This window comes from Robertmurraya massiliosenegalensis JC6 (assembly GCF_000311725.1).
Classification (GTDB): Bacteria; Bacillota; Bacilli; order Bacillales; family Cytobacillaceae; genus Robertmurraya; species Robertmurraya massiliosenegalensis.
The window spans coordinates 17,986-36,989 of sequence record NZ_HE978522.1; the positions used below are offsets into that span (position 1 = coordinate 17,986).

Here is a 19,004-nt window from a genome sequence, read left to right on the forward strand (position 1 = left end):
AGAACACACATTAATTTCGCTTCCTGGATAATCATTTAACGAGTAATAATAGGGCTTTATTCTCCTATCTATGACTAAATAGCAACAATGTTCGCGAAAAGAACCTAATTAATTGAAAACTACCTTATTCTCAATAATGGAAGACATCCTGGCAAACGGCGGCTCGCTTTTATCCAATAAGCATGTATGTATGATGAAATTTTGGTGTTGGTGATTATTATAAGGAGGTTCATTTCAGAAGTTTGTCAAAATGGCGGACAAGCGTTTATTTTTCTTTCGACGCTATTCATGTTAATGTACGAAAAGGAAACAAATTGCTTGCCTATCAGCACCGCCTTCATTGCTAAAGATGGTGATCGATCAAACAATTTGATGATTTATATGTTATTAATAGGATTATATACTCAAGTTTATATGGCGCTTTTCTTTTTCATAGATAATTGGAGACACAAAAAAGCAAGCCTTAAAGGCTTGCTTTCCAATTTACACCGAGCTATATATTTTAATTCAGCAGCAAGTTAGCCTCTTCTAGCGCCTCTTCCGCCACGTTTCGATTCTGTGTTACGTTTTAAAGAAGATAAGCGGTCTTCACTATCTTTTAAGAAACGCGCCATTTTTGATTCAAAGTTTTCTTTAGGTGCGCGGGCTTCATTTGTTCTCCCTTGACGAGGACGTCCAGGACCTCTGGAGTCACCACCACCCCTAAAGTTTCTTTCTGGTCGAGGGCTTCTTTCTGGTTTGTCTACAGCCTTCTTGATCGAAAGACCGATTTTCCCATCCTTTTCAACGTTGATAACCTTTACTTCTACTTGGTCACCTACTTTTAGATGGTCATTAATGTCCTTCACATAATTATCTGCGACCTCACTAATATGAACAAGCCCCGTTGATCCTTCTGATAATTCAACAAATGCCCCAAAATTAGTAATGCCTGTTACTTTTCCTTGTAACTTGCTGCCTACTTCGATTGACATAAAAAAATTTTTCCTCCTTAAGAATTTAAAAAGTCATACTACGGTCAAGTTCCAGCTGTCAAACGACATAGTCATGGAATTGTACACTACTATATATTATACAGAAAAGGAAAAAAGAGTGTCAATAAGACTGGTTATTCGGAACTTTTTTCCTTGTTTTCCTCTTTTTCCTTAGGAATATTGAAAATTACTTCTCCCTCTTCTGATAAGAAGTAATCTTTCCTAGCCAATTTTGCGATATATTCATCATCATTAAGCTTCACGATTTCTTCCTTCAAGATCGTTTCGCTCTTCTTTAATCCAGCAAGCGTTTCGTTCAACTGCTGCTGTTCCCCTTTAATCTCTTCTAAAGAGGAGGCCTGGGAAATGAGGGTTGATATCATAAAATAGGAAACAATGGATGCAAGTACAAAGAACATCGATAATCGCCGGATAAGCAACTTTCTTCTCCTTGATGCACTTACTTCATTTCTCTCGTGTTGTTTGACATATTCTGATTGTAGCTTCGTGACACTTCGTTTGTTCATCGCACCCATTTTCGCACCTCCTATTTAAGGGTTAGTCTATTGTTTTTTCCATCTAGAAATTAGCTTATTAATGGTATTCTTGCTTTTACGAAAAAATCCTGCAAAATTATTATATATCTTCTCGACCATTTTTTTAATCTTTTTCGGCAATAAATTCCAAAAAAACATTAAAACCCACTCAAATGGCTTGAATAATACTTTTATAACGAATAGTATAACCTTCCAAATCCCTTTCGCAAGTGCTAAAAGTCCTTTTCCGATCATAATTAAAAAAGATAATAAGAGCATCACGAAAGAATAGAGTGGTCGAACGATCACAACACGCACCATTTTAACAATAAACCGATAAATAGAGATTACCATTGAAATGACAATCTCTAACAATCGTAAATATCCTTCTTTGAGCAAACTTTGATAGGCGGCAAAGCCACATAAAAGAGCCAGAAAGATGTAAAATCTTAGCTCCCCTTTATTCACAAGAAATAGAACATAAAAAATTGACAATCCTTGAAAAAGCCAGAAAAGAATATCATGACAAAAGACAATCCATCTTTTTCTTTTTTGTCTTTGCAAAAAACGATTATACGTATCTAACGAGGCTCCAAAATAACTTCCCATGCCAATCATGGCAAGCATTGTTAAAAATTGTGTCGAGAGTGTCATCGGAACAACTTGCTAAAGAAGCCCTTAGCCTTCTCCCCATGTTGATCATCAAGATAAACGAGATCAAATACCTTCCCCTTTATTGATACAATCCCTTTATCGACATCAAGATTTTTCATTTGTAGATTTTGTCCTCTGATCGCCAAAAAACCCATAACCGTCTCTAACAGAAATTCCTCATTATCAAAGCTCTCAACTTGCTTTACGCCTGTAATATCAAGCAACTTTCTTCCCCTCATGATCACATCATGCTCTGGAACAGACCCTTTTGTTGTATTCATATCCTGATATTGACTCATATTCTCACCCCTCACTTTTTGCAAATACGCATTTGTACAAGTGTATGAAGGATGAGTGAGTAATAGAACAAGCTTTCAGGTTCCTCGCTTCTGGAAGGCTACCCGCAAACAAGTTTCAATCAGCTTAGAATAGCAAATTTTACTCTTCTACTTTTTCCTCTTTCACGACCGTATACATTTCAGCCGCCTCTTCTTTTCTTACCGTTTCTTGTAGGCGTTCGATCCTCACCACTACTCTTTTTTGTCCAAAGCGAATCGCAAGTTCATCTCCTGCTTTTACCACTGAACTTGCCTTCGCCACTTGTCCATTTATCGTGATTCGGCCTTGGTCGCTTACTTCCTTTGCCAAAGTTCTCCTCTTTATAAGTCTAGACACTTTTAAAAATTTATCTAATCTCATTGATCTTCACTCCCGTATTTTTTTGCTGCAGGAAATTACAATCCCTTCCTTTTCGCTTCATTCCAGAACTCATCCAATTCTGCTAATGTAAAATCGTCAAAGTCCTTGCTGCTCTCCTTTACTCTTTGTTCCACATATGTAAAGCGACGAATAAACTTCTGATTTGTATGAAATAGAGCTTCTTCCGGATTGATCTTATAAAAACGAGCCACATTGATGAATGCAAATAGGATATCCCCAAATTCTTGCATCAAATGTTCGGAGTCATTCCCCTTCATTTCTCGCTCGAATTCCTCAATTTCTTCTCTTACTTTCGCAAACGCATCTTCGACCTTATCCCAGTCAAACCCAACCTTAGCAGCTTTTTTTTGAATCTCATACGCCCTTAACGTATTCGGTAAATGCTTTCCTACTCCTTCTAAATGAGAAGTAACGTTGTCTTCCCCTTTTTCAGCCTTTTTAATTTCCTGCCAATTCTTTACGACATCATCTGCTGTTTCTGCCTCACTATCGGCAAACACATGGGGATGACGTCGCACCATTTTATCGCTAATCGATTCAATGACATCATCAATAGAAAAGTAACCGTCATCTTCACCAATCTGAGCGTGAAGCATGACTTGGAGAAGAACATCTCCTAATTCCTCAATTAAGTGATCGATATCGTCTTCATCAATGGCTTCAATGACTTCGAAGCTCTCTTCAATCAAATATTTTTTCAAAGATTGATGAGTCTGTTCCTTATCCCATGGACATCCATTCGGTCCTCTTAGTTCAGCAATAATTTGGCGAAGCTTTGAAAAATGCTTATAGAGAACGACCTCATCCTTAACAGGCGGAACATAGACGGAGGTTAAATTATTGAGTGATACTTCCCGGTCCAATTCATAAAGAGGAACGAGTGTTACCTGTTCTTCACGACTCCCTGCAGCCGTGACAATATATACTCCATAGTCATCTGGTAGCTTCTCCATTAAGGTTAGTTTCACCTCTGAAGCCATAAAACTATCATATACTTGTCCAATGATCATATGCTGCCGTATTTCTAACTCATCTACCTTTAAGCTTGTTGCATCAAGTAATTGAAACCCTTCAATTGGGTCAATTTTAACCGCTTGAAACAATGGATCGAGAAAGCTTTGCCCGCCGCCAAGTTCAATCTCAATTCCTCGTTCACTAGCTCTTTCTAATAACAGTTGCACTGTACGTTCTGCAACAAGGGGATGACCGGGGACAGCATAAATAATCGACTGACGTTCGGCTAATTTAAACAACGTTTCACAAATTTCTTCATACACGGCTTCAAATGAAGCATGCTTTTCATATATATTATCAAAGGATGAAAACGTTAACCCTTCAGATTGTAATTCCTTCACAACTGGATGCTCTTTTGTCCGTAAAAAAACTTGTTCTGCTTTCGTAAGTTGCCGATAAATTCCTAATGGCAATTGTTCTAATGTACCGGCACCTAAACCAATAATCAAGATTTTATTCAATTATTCCTCATCTCCTAGTTCGCTTTCGTGGAAATAAATGCATGATTTTACTTCCAAAAGGAAGCAATGTAAGTTCCTCAATCGTAAATACGTTCGTCCGAATAATCACAAATAAATAAGTAAGTGCACCTATAACGACGGCACTCAACGCTTGCATCGAAGCAATTAAACGGCGATGTCCTAACGGGTACAGAAAATCAGTTAGGAATAAGTAACCTTTTAGCACGATGCACATGGCGCATGCCGCAAGCATTCCTTTTACTAGCATTGGAAGAAGTCCCATTCTACTTCTCCTTTTCGCTCTCATACGGATGAATAGAGTGAGTAGGATAACTACTAAAGCCACATTAGAAGCCCAAGCTGCCCCGATCGTGCCATATGCTGGCACAAAAATGAGATTGAGGAAGTATTTGCAGACAAAGCCAATCATTACGGCCGCTGCAGGATAAATTGTTTCCCCTAAACCTTGAGAAATAGCAATAAGTGTCATAATAATGGAACTAAGTAAAATCGTTATCGTAATGACTGAGAGCACATCCGAACCATGACGATTTTCAAACAACATCATATTGGTCGGTTCTATAATCATCATTAAGCCCACTGTAGCTCCAAGACCAATCACAAAGCTGACACGAACAGCTAATTGAATATGCCTCTGGAGTCCTTCAACACTTTTCTTCATACGATCACTTGCAATTAAAGGAACAAGGGATAGCGACATCGATGTCGCTACGACTGTTCCAAGTTGAATCAGCGGTTGACCTCGATCATAAATCCCTTTTATACCCTTAGCATCTTCTCCATTTAATCCTGTGGATATGAGTAATGAGTACAAATTCAACGAGTCAGCTAGCTGCATTAAAAGTAAGAGCATACTGCTTACACAAATGGCAAACCCTTGTATAAGTATGATTTTCATGACTGCTATGACCTCTTTGAACTCGAATAATCGGCGTATTTCCTGCAAGCGAATGATCTTGTAATCTTTTTTTATCCAAATAAAAGTAATTAAAATGATTGCTCCAACGATTCCTCCTGTAATTGAACCAAACGCAGCTCCAGCCCCTACGTCATAAAGACTATAACCAGCGCTCATAAATAGCATGGCTGTGATCAGGATCGTCGCAACACGAACAAATTGCTCGCCCACTTGTGAGTAGGCAGTCGGTGTCATATTGCCCTTTCCTTGATAATACCCCCGGAATAATGCTGTAAAGGGCATGATCAAAAAGACAGCCGATAGCACTTTAATTAAAATCGAAAGCTCTGGATCATCCATGAAGCGGGCAATCGATTCTGCTCCAAAATAGAGGAGAAGAAACATAACGACACCCAATATGAGAAGAAAAACAGCAGAGATGACCATGAGTCGCTGCTTCTCAATGTGATTTTTCTGCTCTGTGTAAAGCTTTGATAAAATTACGGGAAATCCAGTTGTTGCTAGTACGAGAGCAACCCCATAAAGAGGATACACTTGCTGGTATATGTAAAAACCTGTGTCCCCAACAATATTTTGAAAAGGGACTCGATAAACGGCACTTAATATTTTCGTCACTAGAGCAGCGATCGCTAATACGAAAGCGCCTCTAACCAAAAGCTTTGACTGTTGTGCAGACTGCACAAGCACAACTCCTTCCGAAACACGTTTTAAAGAGGATTGAATTGACTGTATTATAGCACAACACTAGATGCATTTAGAGAGAAATGAAAAAAGGTAGCTAAAGAACGCTACCTTTTTTCGAAAATGGATTTACATTATTGATTTTTGGTTTATTTCGTGCAAAACCTTGGTTTTGCACGCCTTTCAACAAATCTGTATAACCTTATGTTCTAAATCTTTTAAAGCTTTTACTGAGGAGTTATGATTCCATTTGTCGTGCTAAGAATCCTGCAGCGGTTTCTACTGCTTTTTGTTCTACTTCGCCTAGTGTTCCTTCTTTTGAGAAAATGACAACTGCTCCGATTGGGTCTCCATTAGCGATGATTGGACCAACCGTGTAAGAGGTTACGGTTTCTTCATTTCCTTCTATGATAGCAACTTCACTTTGGCCCGTTTTCAATACCGAGCTACGTTCTTCCATCGTTTTTTCCATAAGATCACTGATGTTTTTATTTAAATAATCCTTCTTTGAACTCCCTGCTACTGCAATGTAAGCATCTCTGTCACATATTAAGACGGGATTTCCCAAGCTATCAAATAGTGCTTCTGCATATTCCTTAGCAAAATCGCTTAGTTCACTGATGGGTGAATATTTTTTCAAAATGACTTCCCCATCGCGATCAACAAATATTTCTAGTGGGTCCCCTTCACGAATGCGAAGAGTTCTGCGAATTTCTTTCGGAATAACGACACGACCCAAATCATCGATTCGACGAACAATACCAGTTGCTTTCATCCAACGTTGCCTCACTTTCATCTGATGATTTTGTAGCACTGGCATGACTTCAACGGATGTGAAATCTTTGCCATGTTTGAACTTAGTATCTTTCATATGGAAAGTTCTATACACAAACAAATATTTTTTCTCCTGTTTAGTAATTTTGCCATCAGAGTGAAAATATTCCATTATGATTTCTCTTTACCCATACCTTTAGAAATCAAACTAGAGGACACGCCCAATTTTTACAGAACACTTAAGAGACCGTTTTTTCCTCATCTCTTTTTGCCTCCTGGAGACCTTGAACCATCGTGAAAGCAGCCTGAAGCCAGTGCGCAACTTCAACCCCTTTTATATGAAGAACCATTTTCAATCGATTTCCTTCCATCCCTAAACCGACCATTCTCCTAAATTGATTGCTAATCTCAAAGATTTTTTGTCCATTAATACGAGCACTTTCTTGTTCCGATAAGAGAATCGTCACTTCATCTTTTACTTGTTTAATGGAATCCACTCCGACCATAATCGCATGTGCTTTGATCTCGGCGATTTGGAATAAATAAGAGACTTCTTCCGGGTATTCCCCGAAACGATCGATCATCTCTTCCTGTAATTCTTGAACCTCTTCTATCGTTGTTGCACTACGGAAGCGTTTGTACATTTCGATTTTCAAATGTCCATCAGAAATATACGTATCCGGAATATAAGCATCAATTTCTAAATCTACTTCAACACTTTGTTCCTTTTCTACCTTTTCAAAGTCCCCTTTGCGCTCTTCAATTGCTTCTTTAAGCATTTGCGAATACAGATCAAATCCCACTGAATCAATAAATCCATGCTGCTGAGCACCAAGAATATTTCCAGCTCCTCTAATCGATAAATCACGCATCGCAATTTTAAACCCTGAGCCTAGCTCTGTGAATTCTTTAATCGCCTGAAGTCTTTTTTCTGCTACCTCAGTCAACACCTTATCTTTACGATAGGTAAAATAAGCATAGGCAACACGATTAGAACGACCCACACGACCACGTAACTGATAAAGCTGCGATAAACCCATGCGATCTGCATCATAAACAATCAATGTATTGACATTCGGGATATCAACACCTGTTTCAATAATCGTCGTACTAACAAGAACATCATACTCTCCTGCGAGGAAACCAAGCATGACAGATTCCAACTCATTTTCACTCATTTGACCATGAGCGTACGTTACACGGGCATCTGGTACAAGCATTGAGATTTCTTCTGCTTTCCGTTCAATATCTTCAACACGATTGTAAAGGAAATACACTTGGCCATTTCGCGCTAATTCCCGCTCGATCGACTCTCTTACCAGCCCACCATTGTATTCCATCACATAGGTTTGAACTGGAAAACGATTTTCAGGAGGAGTCTCAATCACAGATAGATCCCTTACCCCAAGCATGGACATATGCAAGGTTCTCGGTATCGGTGTCGCTGTTAATGTGAGAACATCGACATTGGTTTTCATCTGCTTAATTTTTTCCTTATGGGTGACTCCGAAACGCTGTTCTTCATCAATGACAAGCAGCCCTAAATCTCGATAGACGATCCCTTTTGAGAGGAGACGGTGCGTTCCAACTACGACATCTACCGTTCCATTTTTTAACCCATTGATCGTTTCAGTTTGTTGTTTTTTCGTTCTAAAACGACTTAATAACCCAATTTCAATTGGATAATCTTGAAATCTTTCTCGCATCGTTTCATAATGCTGCTGTGCTAGAATCGTCGTTGGAACAAGTATTGCTACTTGTTTTCCGTCAGCTATTGCTTTAAATGCGGCACGTATCGCTACCTCTGTTTTTCCATAACCTACATCACCGCACAATAACCGATCCATTGGACGTTCTTTTTCCATATCCTTTTTAATTTCTTGGATCGAACGGAGCTGATCCTCTGTTTCTTGATATGGGAAGGATGTCTCGAACTCCCTTTGCATATCTCCATCTGGGGAGAACGCATAACCTTTAGACGCTTCTCTTTCGGCATAAAGTTTAATTAAGTCATCGGCAATATCCTGTACAGACGACTGAACCTTATTTTTAACTTTCTTCCAGTCGTTCCCACCAAGCTTATAAACTTTCGGCTCCTTGCCTTCTGAAGCAACATATTTTTGCACAAGATCAATTTGTTCAACTGGAACATATAACTTGTCGCTACCTTGATAACGAATATGGAGATAGTCTTTATGGATACCATTAATTTCTAATGTTTCAATTCCTAAATACTTCCCGATCCCGTGATTGATATGAACGACATAATCCCCAACTTTAAGCTCTGAGTAGCTCTTTATCCTCTCAGCATTGGATAACTTCTGTTGGCGGCGACGGGCTTTTTTCGGCTTTCGATTAAAAAGCTCTTCTTCCGTTATGACAGCCATTTTTTGAATGGGTAGTTCAAACCCTGTTTGGAGATCGCCTTCCATGATTTGTACTTTGCCATGGGAGAGCGTTTGGCTCTCATGGATGACGCTCGCTTCAATCCCATAATCCTCAAGCACTTGTTCGAGCTTTTCAACTCGTTTTCGATCTGCACCAAGAAAAACGACAGCATAATTTCCTTTTTGCAAACGCTCAATTTCACTTTTAAGAACATGCATTTGGCCATGGAAATTTTGCATTTGTTTGCACGAAATATTGATAATATTCTGTGGATTTGTATTTGGAACATGACGTAAAAATAAGGACATATAAACGATCGGATGCTTTGTTTTTTGTATTCTTGCATGAATTTGGTGGCTTATCATTAAATCATGAATGATCTTTCCTTCGCTTAGGAGACTGAAATACCATTCTGCCTCTTCCTTATCCAAGGAATCATTCATTTCCTGGACTCTACTAATTTCATCAACAAAAATAAGCGCATCAGATGGCAAATAGTCCACTAGACTATTAGATTGTTCGTACGCCAATGATAGATACTTAAACAGTTGTTCTGGTTTTTGGCGATTCTTTAGCTGCTCAATTTCGTGATTAATATTTTGCGTAAGAGCTATTTTTGCTTTTTCATCCTTTATTTTTTTCAGACTTTTGCCTAAACCTAGTTCCAACTTTTTCACAACGGCTTCATAATGCTCCTCATGAAACGGTGTTTCTGTTGCTGGTCCAATCAGAACTTCCTTTAATTTGTCACGGGAACGTTGATCTTCTAAAGAAAAATAACGGATCGATTCTATTTCCGTATCAAATAACTCAAGACGAATCGGCTCTTCTTCTGTTAGCGGATAAATATCAATAATTCCTCCTCGAACACTGAACTCTCCAGGAGATGAAACCATTTCTGAGCGTACATAGCCCATTTCTACAAGTCTTAATAACTGACCTTCTATATCAAGATCATCCCCGACCTTCAAGGTCATCTGTTCTTCCTTCCACACTGACTTAGGGGGAACGATTTTTCGCAATCCTGAAATGGGAACGATTATAATTCCTTCATCATGCTGACTCCAGTAATTTAAAACATCTATACGTTGAGCTTTTAATTCTGGACTAGCAATACTCATTTCTGCTGCAATCAGCTCATTAGCCGGATATAAAAATACCTCTTTTTCATTAATCAATTGTACGAGGTCATCATATAGTTTCTGAGCTTGTAAAAGATTGTACGTCACAATCAGTAGTGACTTTTTCGATTCTTTGTAAGCGGTCGCTAAAAATACGGTTCTTGCAGAGCCCGATAGACCTGCAACCAACTGTTCCTTAAGTCCTTCTTGAACTCCTGCTATAACCGATCGAATATCATCCTGTCCTGTAAATAGCTGTTTAAGACCTAACACAAGGCTCCTCCTCCCATGTCTACTGAAATATATCTTTATAGTAGGCTCTTTTCGTCAAAATTGTTGTTTTATCATCATTCTTTCTACAACGCAAGAATGATTTTTTCTTGTAAAAAGATATTCTAGCAGCAAAAAGTACTGCGCAAAAATAATCTCCACCTCTCCGCAGTACGAGGTGCAAATGTCAACTTCTCATTTTTTAAAGAAAAAAATCTGGACATTTACGAAAAACATCATCGTAAAATTCGGAATAAAATATAAAATAAGACCAAAAATCCAAATAGAAAAATGCTTTGGATTAGAAAGTCCAAAGCTTGTATTAATGAATGAGATAGTCATTTTGATAATAGGTTGGATTTCGTTCCAATGATTCATGGCAATCTTCGCAAATGGATTTAATGTGGACATCTCCAGCGTCATCATAAGAGACCATTTCCATTCGTTCTTCACTGGTTAGTTTATGGAGCCCCAATCTCTCCGAATCAACCGACATATTATCAATTTTGCCCATTTCAATCCCACAATGACGGCAAAAATATTTTAGAGCCATATAAAGCCCTCCTCTTAAACCATTCTATAGTTTATTATGAACCGTTTAAAAGGTACTTATTCATGTCGATTGCCTGAATGAAATTTGAATCCTCATTTTATTGATTAAACTCATTCATAACCTGTAGAAAAGGCTTTTCAAAAGTAGCTTCACAAGCTTCTGAACATTTTTTTATAACGAGTTCAAGTTGCTCCTGCTCTTCCTTTGTAAATCGGCCTAGAACATAGTCTACAATAGGTTGACCATTAGTTGGTCGATTGATCCCCACTCGTATTCTATTAAATTCCTGAGTTCCCATATGAGCAATCATAGATTTTATGCCATTATGCCCTCCAGCACTCCCTTTTTGCCTTAAGCGGATTCTTCCCACTGGCAAATCAAGATCATCATAAATGACAATTAAATCTTCAAGCTCTATTTGATAGTATTCCATCAACGGCCTAACCGACTCTCCAGATAAGTTCATATACGTTAACGGCTTAAGTAAAATAACTTTTTCCCCACGAACATTCCCGATCCCATAAAGCCCTTTGTGCTTTGATTGATTAAGAGGAATTTGGAGTCTTTCTGATAATTCGTCTATGACTTCAAAGCCAATATTATGTCTCGTTTTCTCGTATTGTTTTCCTGGATTCCCCAATCCCACAATTAACTTCATCTTCTTCTCACCTTCATCAGCCATTTTCTCATTAATCTATACACATTAAGGGGCTGACCTTTTAAGCCAGTCCCTTAATATCATATGGTGTTACGATTCTTTTGATTCTGCTTCTGTCTCTCGTCCCTCTTCTTGAGTTGGAACTCCTTCTTCCTGTTCTTCACCAGAGTCAATTTCTTCTTCTACTTTTGGTGGAAGAATGGAAGCAATCGTTTGTTCAGAATCATGGTTAATTTCAAAATTATTGGTTTTCAAGTCTGCTATTGTGATCGTTCCTCCGACTTCAAGATGGGAAATATCCACCTCAATTACTTGTGGAATATTTGACGGTGTTGATGTTACCGAAACCTCGTGCAACGATTGTTGTAGCACGCCTCCGTCCTTAACCCCAATGGCTTCACCTAATAGACTAATTCTAACGTCTGCTTGAATTTCTTTCCTCATATCTACAGCAAGTAAATCAGCATGAATAACCTCATTCTTAATCGCATCTGCTTGATAGTCTGTTAACATCACATTGACCTGTTTCCCATTTAAGTCTAATGGAAAAACCCCGTTTCTTCCAACCTCGCGCATTATTTTCACAAAATCAGCCCCATTTATGTATATGGGTTTCGTCTCCAATTTGTTTCCATATACAACAGCTGGAATATTTCCTTCTCTTCTGATCTTTGTCAACGCTGAATTCCTAAATTCTGTTCTTTCTACCGCCTGTAGTGCTGTACTCATTTATAATCCCCTTCCTTATTGTCAGAGTCTTTTTTAAAAGAGAATACCGCAAGGCACTTATCTCACGAATTCACTCTCTTCTATAAAAAATGCCCATAATAAGTCAGGAATAAACATAAACGTTTAAAGATAGACGGCAAAGAATGGCCTAAACCCTTTGAAAATCTATCTGTAAAATATTTTTTATGTAGACGGAAAGGCTTGCTTTTAAGAGCAAGCCTAACCTTTAGGAGTATTAATCAAACAACGTACTAACAGATTGATCTTCGTGAACGCGGATAATCGCTTCACCAATTAAAGCAGCCACAGACAATTGCTTAATCTTGCCTGTTATTTTTTCTTCTGATAATGCAATGGAGTTTGTGACAACCAACTCTTTAATCTTAGAATTCTCGATTCTTTCAATTGCTGGTCCTGATAGAACGGGGTGCGTACAGCATGCATATACAGCTTTCGCCCCATTTTCGACTAATGCATTTGCTGCCAATGTAATCGTCCCAGCCGTATCAATAATATCATCAATCAGGATGGCAACTTTGCCCTCAATATTCCCTACTATATTCATAACTTCTGCCACATTGGGCTTTGGTCTACGTTTATCAATAATTGCAATTGGCGCTTTTAAACGGTCTGACATTTTACGAGCACGTGTAACGCCACCATGATCAGGAGAAACGATCACGATATCTCCTCCAAGGTCTTTGCTGTCAAAATAATCAGCTAAGATCGGAACGCCCATGAGGTGGTCGGTTGGGATATCAAAGAAACCTTGAATTTGTGGAGCATGTAAATCAAGTGTAATCACGCGAGTTGCGCCAGCTACTTCAAGTAAGTTAGCGGTTAGCTTTGCTGTAATTGGCTCACGAGCACGCGCTTTACGATCTTGTCTAGCATATCCATAGTACGGCATAACAATATTGATTGTTTTTGCTGAAGCTCGTTTTAAAGCATCAATCATAATCAGTAATTCCATTAAATGCTCGTTAACCGGAGAGCTTGTAGATTGGATGACGAACACATCACACCCACGAATACTCTCTTCAATGTTAATTTGGATTTCTCCATCACTAAAGTGCTGAACGGAACACTTTCCTAATTCTACACCGATTACTTTGGCAATTTCCTTTGCAAGCTCCGGATTTGAATTTAACGTAAACACCTTTAAATTCGGGTCTAAATATTGATTTGACATGATGAACCTCCAATTGCTTATCTTTTTTGGCTTACTTTATTCCTTCGATCAATCTCAAGATTATTTATTTAATTTATCCACGTACTGCTCCTTGTTCACTTGTCTTGCTCTGGCAATCGCCAATGCATTTCCTGGTACATCTTTCGTCACAGTAGAACCAGCAGCAACATAAGCCCCTGCTCCCACAGTTACAGGTGCAACTAAGTTAGAGTTGCAGCCAATAAAGACGCCATCTTCAATTTTTGTTAAAAATTTATTCTTGCCATCATAGTTTACCGTAATCGAGCCACAGCCAATATTAACATCTTTCCCAACCTCTGCATCGCCTATATAACTTAAGTGGGATGCTTTGCTTCCTTTTCCAAAGACCGCTTTCTTTATTTCAACAAAATTGCCGATTTTTACATCATCATGGATATTGGATTGAGGACGGATATGGGCAAATGGTCCAACATTAACCTGACTACCAATGAAACTGTCATGGGCAACTGATTGACGAATGACTGTACCTTCTCCAATTTGGCAATTTTGAATCTCACTGTTTGGTCCAATTACGCAATCAGAAGCAATACTTGTCTTTCCTGAGATCATGGTTCCCGGCTGAACAACCGTATCAGAGCCGATTTCCACATCTGCACCAATATACGTATTATTCGGATCAATGATCGTTACACCATTTCGCATATGGAATTCGTTGATTCTCTTTTTCATGATCGCTTCTGCTTGTGATAACGCTACTCGGTCATTAACTCCCAATGTCTCTTCGAAATCCTCTGTTTGAAATGCAGATACGACCTCACCAGCATTTTTCAAAATTTCGATGACATCAGGTAAATAGTATTCACCTTGCACATTCTCATTTGAAACATTTTTCAATGCAGCAAACAAGGCTTGGTTATCAAAACAATATGTACCTGTATTGATTTCCTTCACTTCTCGTTCTGATTCAGACGCATCCTTATGTTCGACGATCTTTTCAACTAATCCTTTTTCATTACGGATAAGACGCCCATATCCAGTTGGATCCGCTGCATAAGCCGTTAGCACAGTTGCTTTTGCTTTTTGTTCTTCATGCTGTTTAAAAAGGGCTTCCATCGTTTCTGCTTTAATCAATGGGGTATCACCACAGACAACTAGGGTCACTCCCTCTTTGTCTTCTAACATGGCTTGTGCCTGCATAACCGCATGCGCTGTACCAAGTTGCTCTTCCTGTAACGCATAGCTACACTGCTCACCAAGCTGTGATTTTACTAATTCTGCTCCGTGTCCTATAATCGTCACGATATGGTCAGTATCTAGCTTAGCTACTTGATCGACGACATGTTGAACCATCGGTTTTCCACACACAGGGTGTAAAACCTTGTATAATTTTGACCTCATCCTTGTCCCTTGACCTGCGGCTAGGATGACAGCATAACGTTTAGACATTAACAGTCCTCCATTTTAGTTATCATATTTTAGGACACATCCATTTAATCATCGCTAAACAAACATCAGTGTTCTATATTCAAATTTTCATCATTTAGCCTGTCTATTCTTTTTTCCTTACCCTTATATTATAAAGGATTCTTCAATAGAAAAAATTAAAATAATCCATTAAGAATATATCCTAAATAGATAACTATTTCAAGGACGCTTCATAAAGTACAAATTTTCGACATATACGAACGAGCAGGAAAAGGAACGAATTGAGGGCATTTATATCCCTAAAAAAAGAAATGATTTTTTTAAAAAAAGAGGTTTTACTTCTGTAGCATTCGGGTAAGGAATGAGAGGAATTACTTCAAAGAAAAAAGGCACTACTTATGAAGTAGGCCCTTGTTGCTATATCCTACGAAGCTCCGGCTTCTTCAAATTCAACTTCTATTTCACCTAAACGGTGGTACTCAGCCAAAACAGCCTCTTGGATTTTACCGCGTGTTCCTGAATTAATTGGATGGGCAATATCTCGAAATTCTCCATCTGGAGTTCGTTTACTTGGCATTGCTACAAATAATCCATTATTTCCATCAATGACACGAATATCATGAACGACAAACTCATCATCAAGTGTAATCGAAGCTATCGCTCTCATACGTCCCTCAGTATTTACGCGGCGTAGTCTAACGTCTGTCACTTCCATTTTGTTCACCACCTTTGCAAATAGATAAAAATCTAGTTAACTAATTCAACATAACTTCTGATTATCCTTCTTTTTAACGAAAATTTTTTCAAAATTAAGTCGAAAGCGTGAATTCGCTTACATAAATCATTATGATTCAACGCTCTTTTTTTAGTAATTTAATCCTACTTTTACCGAAAAAAGGCCCTATGTTAGGACCTCGTTACTACTTGACTAATGCTATGACTTCAATCTCTACTAATGCATCCTTTGGTAATCTTGCTACCTCTACGCAGGAGCGCGCAGGCTTATGCGTTGAAAAATATTCACCGTATACTTCGTTAATGCTACCGAAGTCATCCATATTTTTGATAAATACTGTTGCTTTTACAACCGTTTCTAGCGCTGCTCCTGCTTCTTTTAAAACCGCTTGTAGGTTTTTGAATACTTGATGCGTTTGCTCCTTTACATCACCTTGAACCATGTCACCTGCTGCAGTTAACGGAATTTGTCCAGAACTATAAAAAAGATTATTGACAACGATTCCTTGTGAATATGGTCCAATAGCAGCCGGTGCTTCATTTGTTTGTACGATTTTCATGTATTCACCCTCCTATTTCAAACTTCGACTTTTTGAAAATAATTGCCTTCGCTTACGGTAATTTTCTTTTCTTTCACGTCTACATCTGAGAGCTTCACTAACGAAAGATAATCTTCAACTAACCGTTCTTCTGTTTTCTCTGCTTCGACAAGAACTGCGATCCCAGCGACAGCGGCATTAAATTCTTCCAATAGACTAACCATTCCGTTAATCGTTCCGCCCGCCTTCATGAAATCATCGACGATTAATACGTTAGATCCTTCTTCTAAGCTTCGTTTCGATAACAACATCGTTTGGATTCTTTTTGAAGAGCCCGAGACATAGTTAATACTCACGGTTGAGCCTTCCGTCACTTTGCTATCTCTTCTAACAATCACGACAGGGACATTCAACTGACTTGCTACAGCATAAGCTAAAGGAATTCCCTTTGTTGCCACCGTCATCACAACATCAATTTTTGCATCTATGTATGCCGATGCTAATAATCGTCCAGCTCGCTGTACGATAGATGGATCACCTAATAAATCCATCATATACAGATAGCCACCAGGCAAAAGTCGATCAGGGCTGGCAATTAATTCACACAGTTCCTCAATAAAGGGCTTTGCTTCGAGCTCAGACACCTTCACAAAGTATTTAACCCCACCTGCAGCACCTGGTACAGTTTGAAGCGTTCCAATTCCTCTATGTTCAAAAGCTTCCTTAATGATGGCTAGATCTTCACTAATCGAAGATTTTGCTGAACCATATCTTTCCGAAAAGAACGATAGGGATACAAGTTCTCTAGGATGGTCAAGTAGATAATGGGTCATATCAATTAAACGTTCACTTCTACGGAACTTCACCGGACAGAACCTCCTTTTATCCGAATATTTTAACGTTAATATATCATTAATATACGGATTTAATCAAGGGGGTTCCGCTCACCAAGTAATCTCACAGCAAAAACTTGGTCACAAAATCCTCGGAGTCCATTATATAAACGATGCATTCTTGAATCGTGCTGTACGAGAGCAAAAACCGTTGGACCACTGCCACTCATGAGTACTGCATCTGCACCAAACCTGTGCATTTGCTCTTTAATTTGAGCAACCTCAGGATATAAGTTCAATGTTACTCCTTCAAGAACATTTCCTACATTTTTACAAACGCCAGCAAAATCCTGATTCTGAATGGCTTCAATCATTTTATTCGTGTTTGGGTGTGTAATCTCTTTCAATTGCAGTCGACCATATACGTCGGCTGTCGAAACACCTATTAGAGGCTTCGCTAATACAACCCAGCAGCTCGGAGGCGCCGGCAAATGCTCAATCTTCTCTCCTCGCCCTGTCGCTAAAGCCGTACCACCATATACGCAAAAAGACACATCAGAACCGATCAGGGCTCCAAGTTCTGCCAGCTCATCCAATGATAAACCTAACTGCCATAGCTTATTTAATCCTCTTAAAGTTGCTGCCGCATCACTGCTTCCTCCAGCGAGCCCGGCCGCAACAGGAATCGTTTTTTCAATATTGATCTGCACACCTTTTTTGATCTGAAATTTATCTTTTAAAAGCTTCGCAGCTTGATAAGCCAAATTCCGCTGATCATCTGGGACAAAACGATTTTGGGAAACAATTTTAATTTGATCGTCGGGCAACAATGTTAATTCGATCCGATCTGCTAAATCAATCGTCGTCATAATCATTTCAACCTCATGATAGCCATCTGATCTTTTATGTAAAACATCTAGTGATAAATTTATTTTAGCCGGTGCCTTAATTAAGACCTTCAACACTTCCACCTACTTGAATAATTTCAATCTGTACTATATGCAAATGCACAAGCAGTAAGATTCTCCATTTTTTGTCCTATTTTACCACAAAACGACACATATAAGACCTGCTCTTCATGACATTTTAAAAAACGCTTACGAAAAAGAGCGCAAAATCCCCATAAATCAAGTCGGAGCTAGAAAGCCCCGACTTTAACGTAGTGAATCCATTTGATTATTAAATTCGTCCTTGCTATTGTTTTTTGGCTAATTGTTGTTCAGCGATTTCAATCGCTCTCTTCACCATATTACCAGCATCTTTTGCACGAATTCCGCCCCAACCCTCTTTTTGGACAACATCATAAAAGCCAAGTTCTTTTGCTAACTCTTCTTTAAAACCTTCAGACATCATGCCACGTCGTCTTCTGCCCAAAATGCACATCTCCTTTCTCCACTACGTATTCTTAGTATGAATAAGGAAGTGCAATTTCATGAGAACCTAATTTATCCGTTTTGAAAAAAAGGGCAAATTAAAAGCAGTAAACATTTTCTGTTCACTGCTCACTTAAAATATAGGCTTTTAGCTTAACGCTACCTGTCCTGTTGTATCTTCATAGAAGGTAATTTGAACCGTTTCTGTCAGTACATCTGCATAGCTGTACGATACACGTTCGAATGCATTTTCATCTTGGTCTAACTCAATCACAAATACCGATGGATAAGTCTCAGCCAAAACACCAGAACGTTCGATCGTTTTTCTACGTCCACCGTTGGCCTTTAATAACAATCTCTTCCCTAGATTTGAATCAAGGGCTTTCTTAATATCAATTAACGTTTTTGCCATTCGGTCCACCTCACTATGTAAAGTATAACACACTGACATA

At 38.7% G+C, this 19,004-nt stretch carries 20 protein-coding genes; all 20 read right to left on the minus strand.

Annotated features, from left to right (window positions below; all coding sequences use genetic code 11):
- Positions 1–518 precede the first annotated feature (518 nt).
- The 20 genes from BMSHG_RS24755 to veg all read right to left on the minus strand — a co-directional run bounded on the left by BMSHG_RS24755 (position 519) and on the right by veg (position 18,964).
- On the minus strand, positions 519–974 hold the full coding sequence (locus tag BMSHG_RS24755) for a S1 domain-containing RNA-binding protein (protein ID WP_019157156.1): 456 nt from the start codon (positions 972–974) through the stop codon (positions 519–521).
- Between the two features lie 134 nt (positions 975–1,108).
- Positions 1,109–1,510 (minus strand): FtsB family cell division protein, encoded by a 402-nt coding sequence (locus BMSHG_RS24760; protein WP_019157157.1) that lies wholly within the window; start codon positions 1,508–1,510, stop codon positions 1,109–1,111.
- 27 nt (positions 1,511–1,537) lie between these two features.
- Entirely contained in the window at positions 1,538–2,164 is a 627-nt protein-coding gene (yabQ, locus tag BMSHG_RS24765; protein ID WP_019157158.1) for a spore cortex biosynthesis protein YabQ, read from the minus strand.
- The gene (yabP, locus tag BMSHG_RS24770; RefSeq protein WP_019157159.1) at positions 2,161–2,463 is read right to left on the minus strand and encodes a sporulation protein YabP; all 303 of its coding nucleotides are present in this window, start codon (positions 2,461–2,463) and stop codon (positions 2,161–2,163) included. Before yabP ends, yabQ begins: the two co-directional genes overlap by 4 nt.
- A 139-nt stretch (positions 2,464–2,602) precedes the next feature.
- Entirely contained in the window at positions 2,603–2,863 is a 261-nt protein-coding gene (locus BMSHG_RS24775; RefSeq protein ID WP_019157160.1) for an RNA-binding S4 domain-containing protein, read from the minus strand.
- A 35-nt stretch (positions 2,864–2,898) separates the two neighbouring features.
- Positions 2,899–4,359 (minus strand): bifunctional methyltransferase/pyrophosphohydrolase YabN, encoded by a 1,461-nt coding sequence (yabN, locus tag BMSHG_RS24780; RefSeq protein ID WP_019157161.1) that lies wholly within the window; start codon positions 4,357–4,359, stop codon positions 2,899–2,901.
- Between the two features lie 7 nt (positions 4,360–4,366).
- Entirely contained in the window at positions 4,367–5,980 is a 1,614-nt protein-coding gene (locus tag BMSHG_RS24785) for a putative polysaccharide biosynthesis protein (RefSeq protein ID WP_019157162.1), read from the minus strand.
- A gap of 238 nt (positions 5,981–6,218) precedes the next feature.
- A complete protein-coding gene (gene spoVT / locus BMSHG_RS24790) occupies positions 6,219–6,755 on the minus strand; it encodes a stage V sporulation protein T (RefSeq protein ID WP_026073618.1) in 537 nt (178 codons plus the stop codon).
- A 238-nt stretch (positions 6,756–6,993) separates the two neighbouring features.
- Complete coding sequence (gene mfd, locus BMSHG_RS24795) at positions 6,994–10,536, minus strand: transcription-repair coupling factor (protein ID WP_019157164.1); 3,543 nt, start codon at positions 10,534–10,536, stop codon at positions 6,994–6,996.
- A 319-nt stretch (positions 10,537–10,855) separates the two neighbouring features.
- Positions 10,856–11,086, minus strand: coding sequence for an anti-sigma-F factor Fin family protein (locus BMSHG_RS24800; protein ID WP_019157165.1), 231 nt, complete (start codon positions 11,084–11,086; stop codon positions 10,856–10,858).
- 97 nt (positions 11,087–11,183) lie between these two features.
- On the minus strand, positions 11,184–11,744 hold the full coding sequence (gene pth / locus BMSHG_RS24805) for an aminoacyl-tRNA hydrolase (protein WP_019157166.1): 561 nt from the start codon (positions 11,742–11,744) through the stop codon (positions 11,184–11,186).
- Between the two features lie 90 nt (positions 11,745–11,834).
- Entirely contained in the window at positions 11,835–12,473 is a 639-nt protein-coding gene (locus BMSHG_RS24810) for a 50S ribosomal protein L25/general stress protein Ctc (RefSeq protein ID WP_019157167.1), read from the minus strand.
- Between the two features lie 235 nt (positions 12,474–12,708).
- Positions 12,709–13,665 carry a ribose-phosphate diphosphokinase gene (locus tag BMSHG_RS24815; RefSeq protein WP_019157168.1) on the minus strand — a complete coding sequence of 319 codons (957 nt, stop codon included), beginning with the start codon at positions 13,663–13,665 and terminating at the stop codon, positions 12,709–12,711.
- 60 nt (positions 13,666–13,725) lie between these two features.
- Positions 13,726–15,093, minus strand: coding sequence for a bifunctional UDP-N-acetylglucosamine diphosphorylase/glucosamine-1-phosphate N-acetyltransferase GlmU (gene glmU / locus BMSHG_RS24820; protein WP_019157169.1), 1,368 nt, complete (start codon positions 15,091–15,093; stop codon positions 13,726–13,728).
- Positions 15,094–15,496: 403 nt separating this feature from the next.
- Positions 15,497–15,787 carry a septation regulator SpoVG gene (spoVG, locus tag BMSHG_RS24825; RefSeq protein WP_019157170.1) on the minus strand — a complete coding sequence of 97 codons (291 nt, stop codon included), beginning with the start codon at positions 15,785–15,787 and terminating at the stop codon, positions 15,497–15,499.
- Positions 15,788–15,992: 205 nt separating this feature from the next.
- On the minus strand, positions 15,993–16,367 hold the full coding sequence (locus tag BMSHG_RS24830) for a RidA family protein (protein ID WP_019157171.1): 375 nt from the start codon (positions 16,365–16,367) through the stop codon (positions 15,993–15,995).
- 17 nt (positions 16,368–16,384) lie between these two features.
- Complete coding sequence (gene purR, locus BMSHG_RS24835; RefSeq protein ID WP_019157172.1) at positions 16,385–17,212, minus strand: pur operon repressor; 828 nt, start codon at positions 17,210–17,212, stop codon at positions 16,385–16,387.
- 59 nt (positions 17,213–17,271) lie between these two features.
- Positions 17,272–18,141 (minus strand): 4-(cytidine 5'-diphospho)-2-C-methyl-D-erythritol kinase, encoded by an 870-nt coding sequence (gene ispE, locus BMSHG_RS24840; RefSeq protein WP_019157173.1) that lies wholly within the window; start codon positions 18,139–18,141, stop codon positions 17,272–17,274.
- Between the two features lie 232 nt (positions 18,142–18,373).
- Positions 18,374–18,562 carry a small, acid-soluble spore protein, alpha/beta type gene (locus tag BMSHG_RS24845; protein WP_034659412.1) on the minus strand — a complete coding sequence of 63 codons (189 nt, stop codon included), beginning with the start codon at positions 18,560–18,562 and terminating at the stop codon, positions 18,374–18,376.
- 138 nt (positions 18,563–18,700) lie between these two features.
- Positions 18,701–18,964, minus strand: a complete 264-nt coding sequence (gene veg, locus BMSHG_RS24850; RefSeq protein WP_019157175.1) for a biofilm formation stimulator Veg — start codon at positions 18,962–18,964, stop codon at positions 18,701–18,703.
- Positions 18,965–19,004: the final 40 nt, after the last annotated feature.

Excerpts from the sequence above, each read along its gene's own strand:
- yabQ (WP_019157158.1), bottom strand. The coding sequence starts at position 2,164 with ATGACACTCTCGACACAATTTTTAACAATGCTTGCCATGATTGGCATG.
- yabP (WP_019157159.1), bottom strand. The coding sequence starts at position 2,463 with ATGAGTCAATATCAGGATATGAATACAACAAAAGGGTCTGTTCCAGAG.
- pth (WP_019157166.1), bottom strand. The coding sequence starts at position 11,744 with ATGAAGTTAATTGTGGGATTGGGGAATCCAGGAAAACAATACGAGAAA.
- glmU (WP_019157169.1), bottom strand. The coding sequence starts at position 15,093 with ATGTCTAAACGTTATGCTGTCATCCTAGCCGCAGGTCAAGGGACAAGG.
- BMSHG_RS24845 (WP_034659412.1), bottom strand. The coding sequence starts at position 18,562 with ATGTGCATTTTGGGCAGAAGACGACGTGGCATGATGTCTGAAGGTTTT.
- BMSHG_RS24800 (WP_019157165.1), bottom strand. The coding sequence starts at position 11,086 with ATGGCTCTAAAATATTTTTGCCGTCATTGTGGGATTGAAATGGGCAAA.
- BMSHG_RS24830 (WP_019157171.1), bottom strand. The coding sequence starts at position 16,367 with ATGAAAATCGTACAAACAAATGAAGCACCGGCTGCTATTGGACCATAT.
- BMSHG_RS24775 (WP_019157160.1), bottom strand. The coding sequence starts at position 2,863 with ATGAGATTAGATAAATTTTTAAAAGTGTCTAGACTTATAAAGAGGAGA.
- BMSHG_RS24755 (WP_019157156.1), bottom strand. The coding sequence starts at position 974 with ATGTCAATCGAAGTAGGCAGCAAGTTACAAGGAAAAGTAACAGGCATT.
- spoVG (WP_019157170.1), bottom strand. The coding sequence starts at position 15,787 with ATGGAAGTGACAGACGTTAGACTACGCCGCGTAAATACTGAGGGACGT.
- BMSHG_RS24760 (WP_019157157.1), bottom strand. The coding sequence starts at position 1,510 with ATGGGTGCGATGAACAAACGAAGTGTCACGAAGCTACAATCAGAATAT.
- veg (WP_019157175.1), bottom strand. The coding sequence starts at position 18,964 with ATGGCAAAAACGTTAATTGATATTAAGAAAGCCCTTGATTCAAATCTA.
- BMSHG_RS24815 (WP_019157168.1), bottom strand. The coding sequence starts at position 13,665 with ATGTCAAATCAATATTTAGACCCGAATTTAAAGGTGTTTACGTTAAAT.
- spoVT (WP_026073618.1), bottom strand. The coding sequence starts at position 6,755 with ATGAAAGCAACTGGTATTGTTCGTCGAATCGATGATTTGGGTCGTGTC.
- BMSHG_RS24810 (WP_019157167.1), bottom strand. The coding sequence starts at position 12,473 with ATGAGTACAGCACTACAGGCGGTAGAAAGAACAGAATTTAGGAATTCA.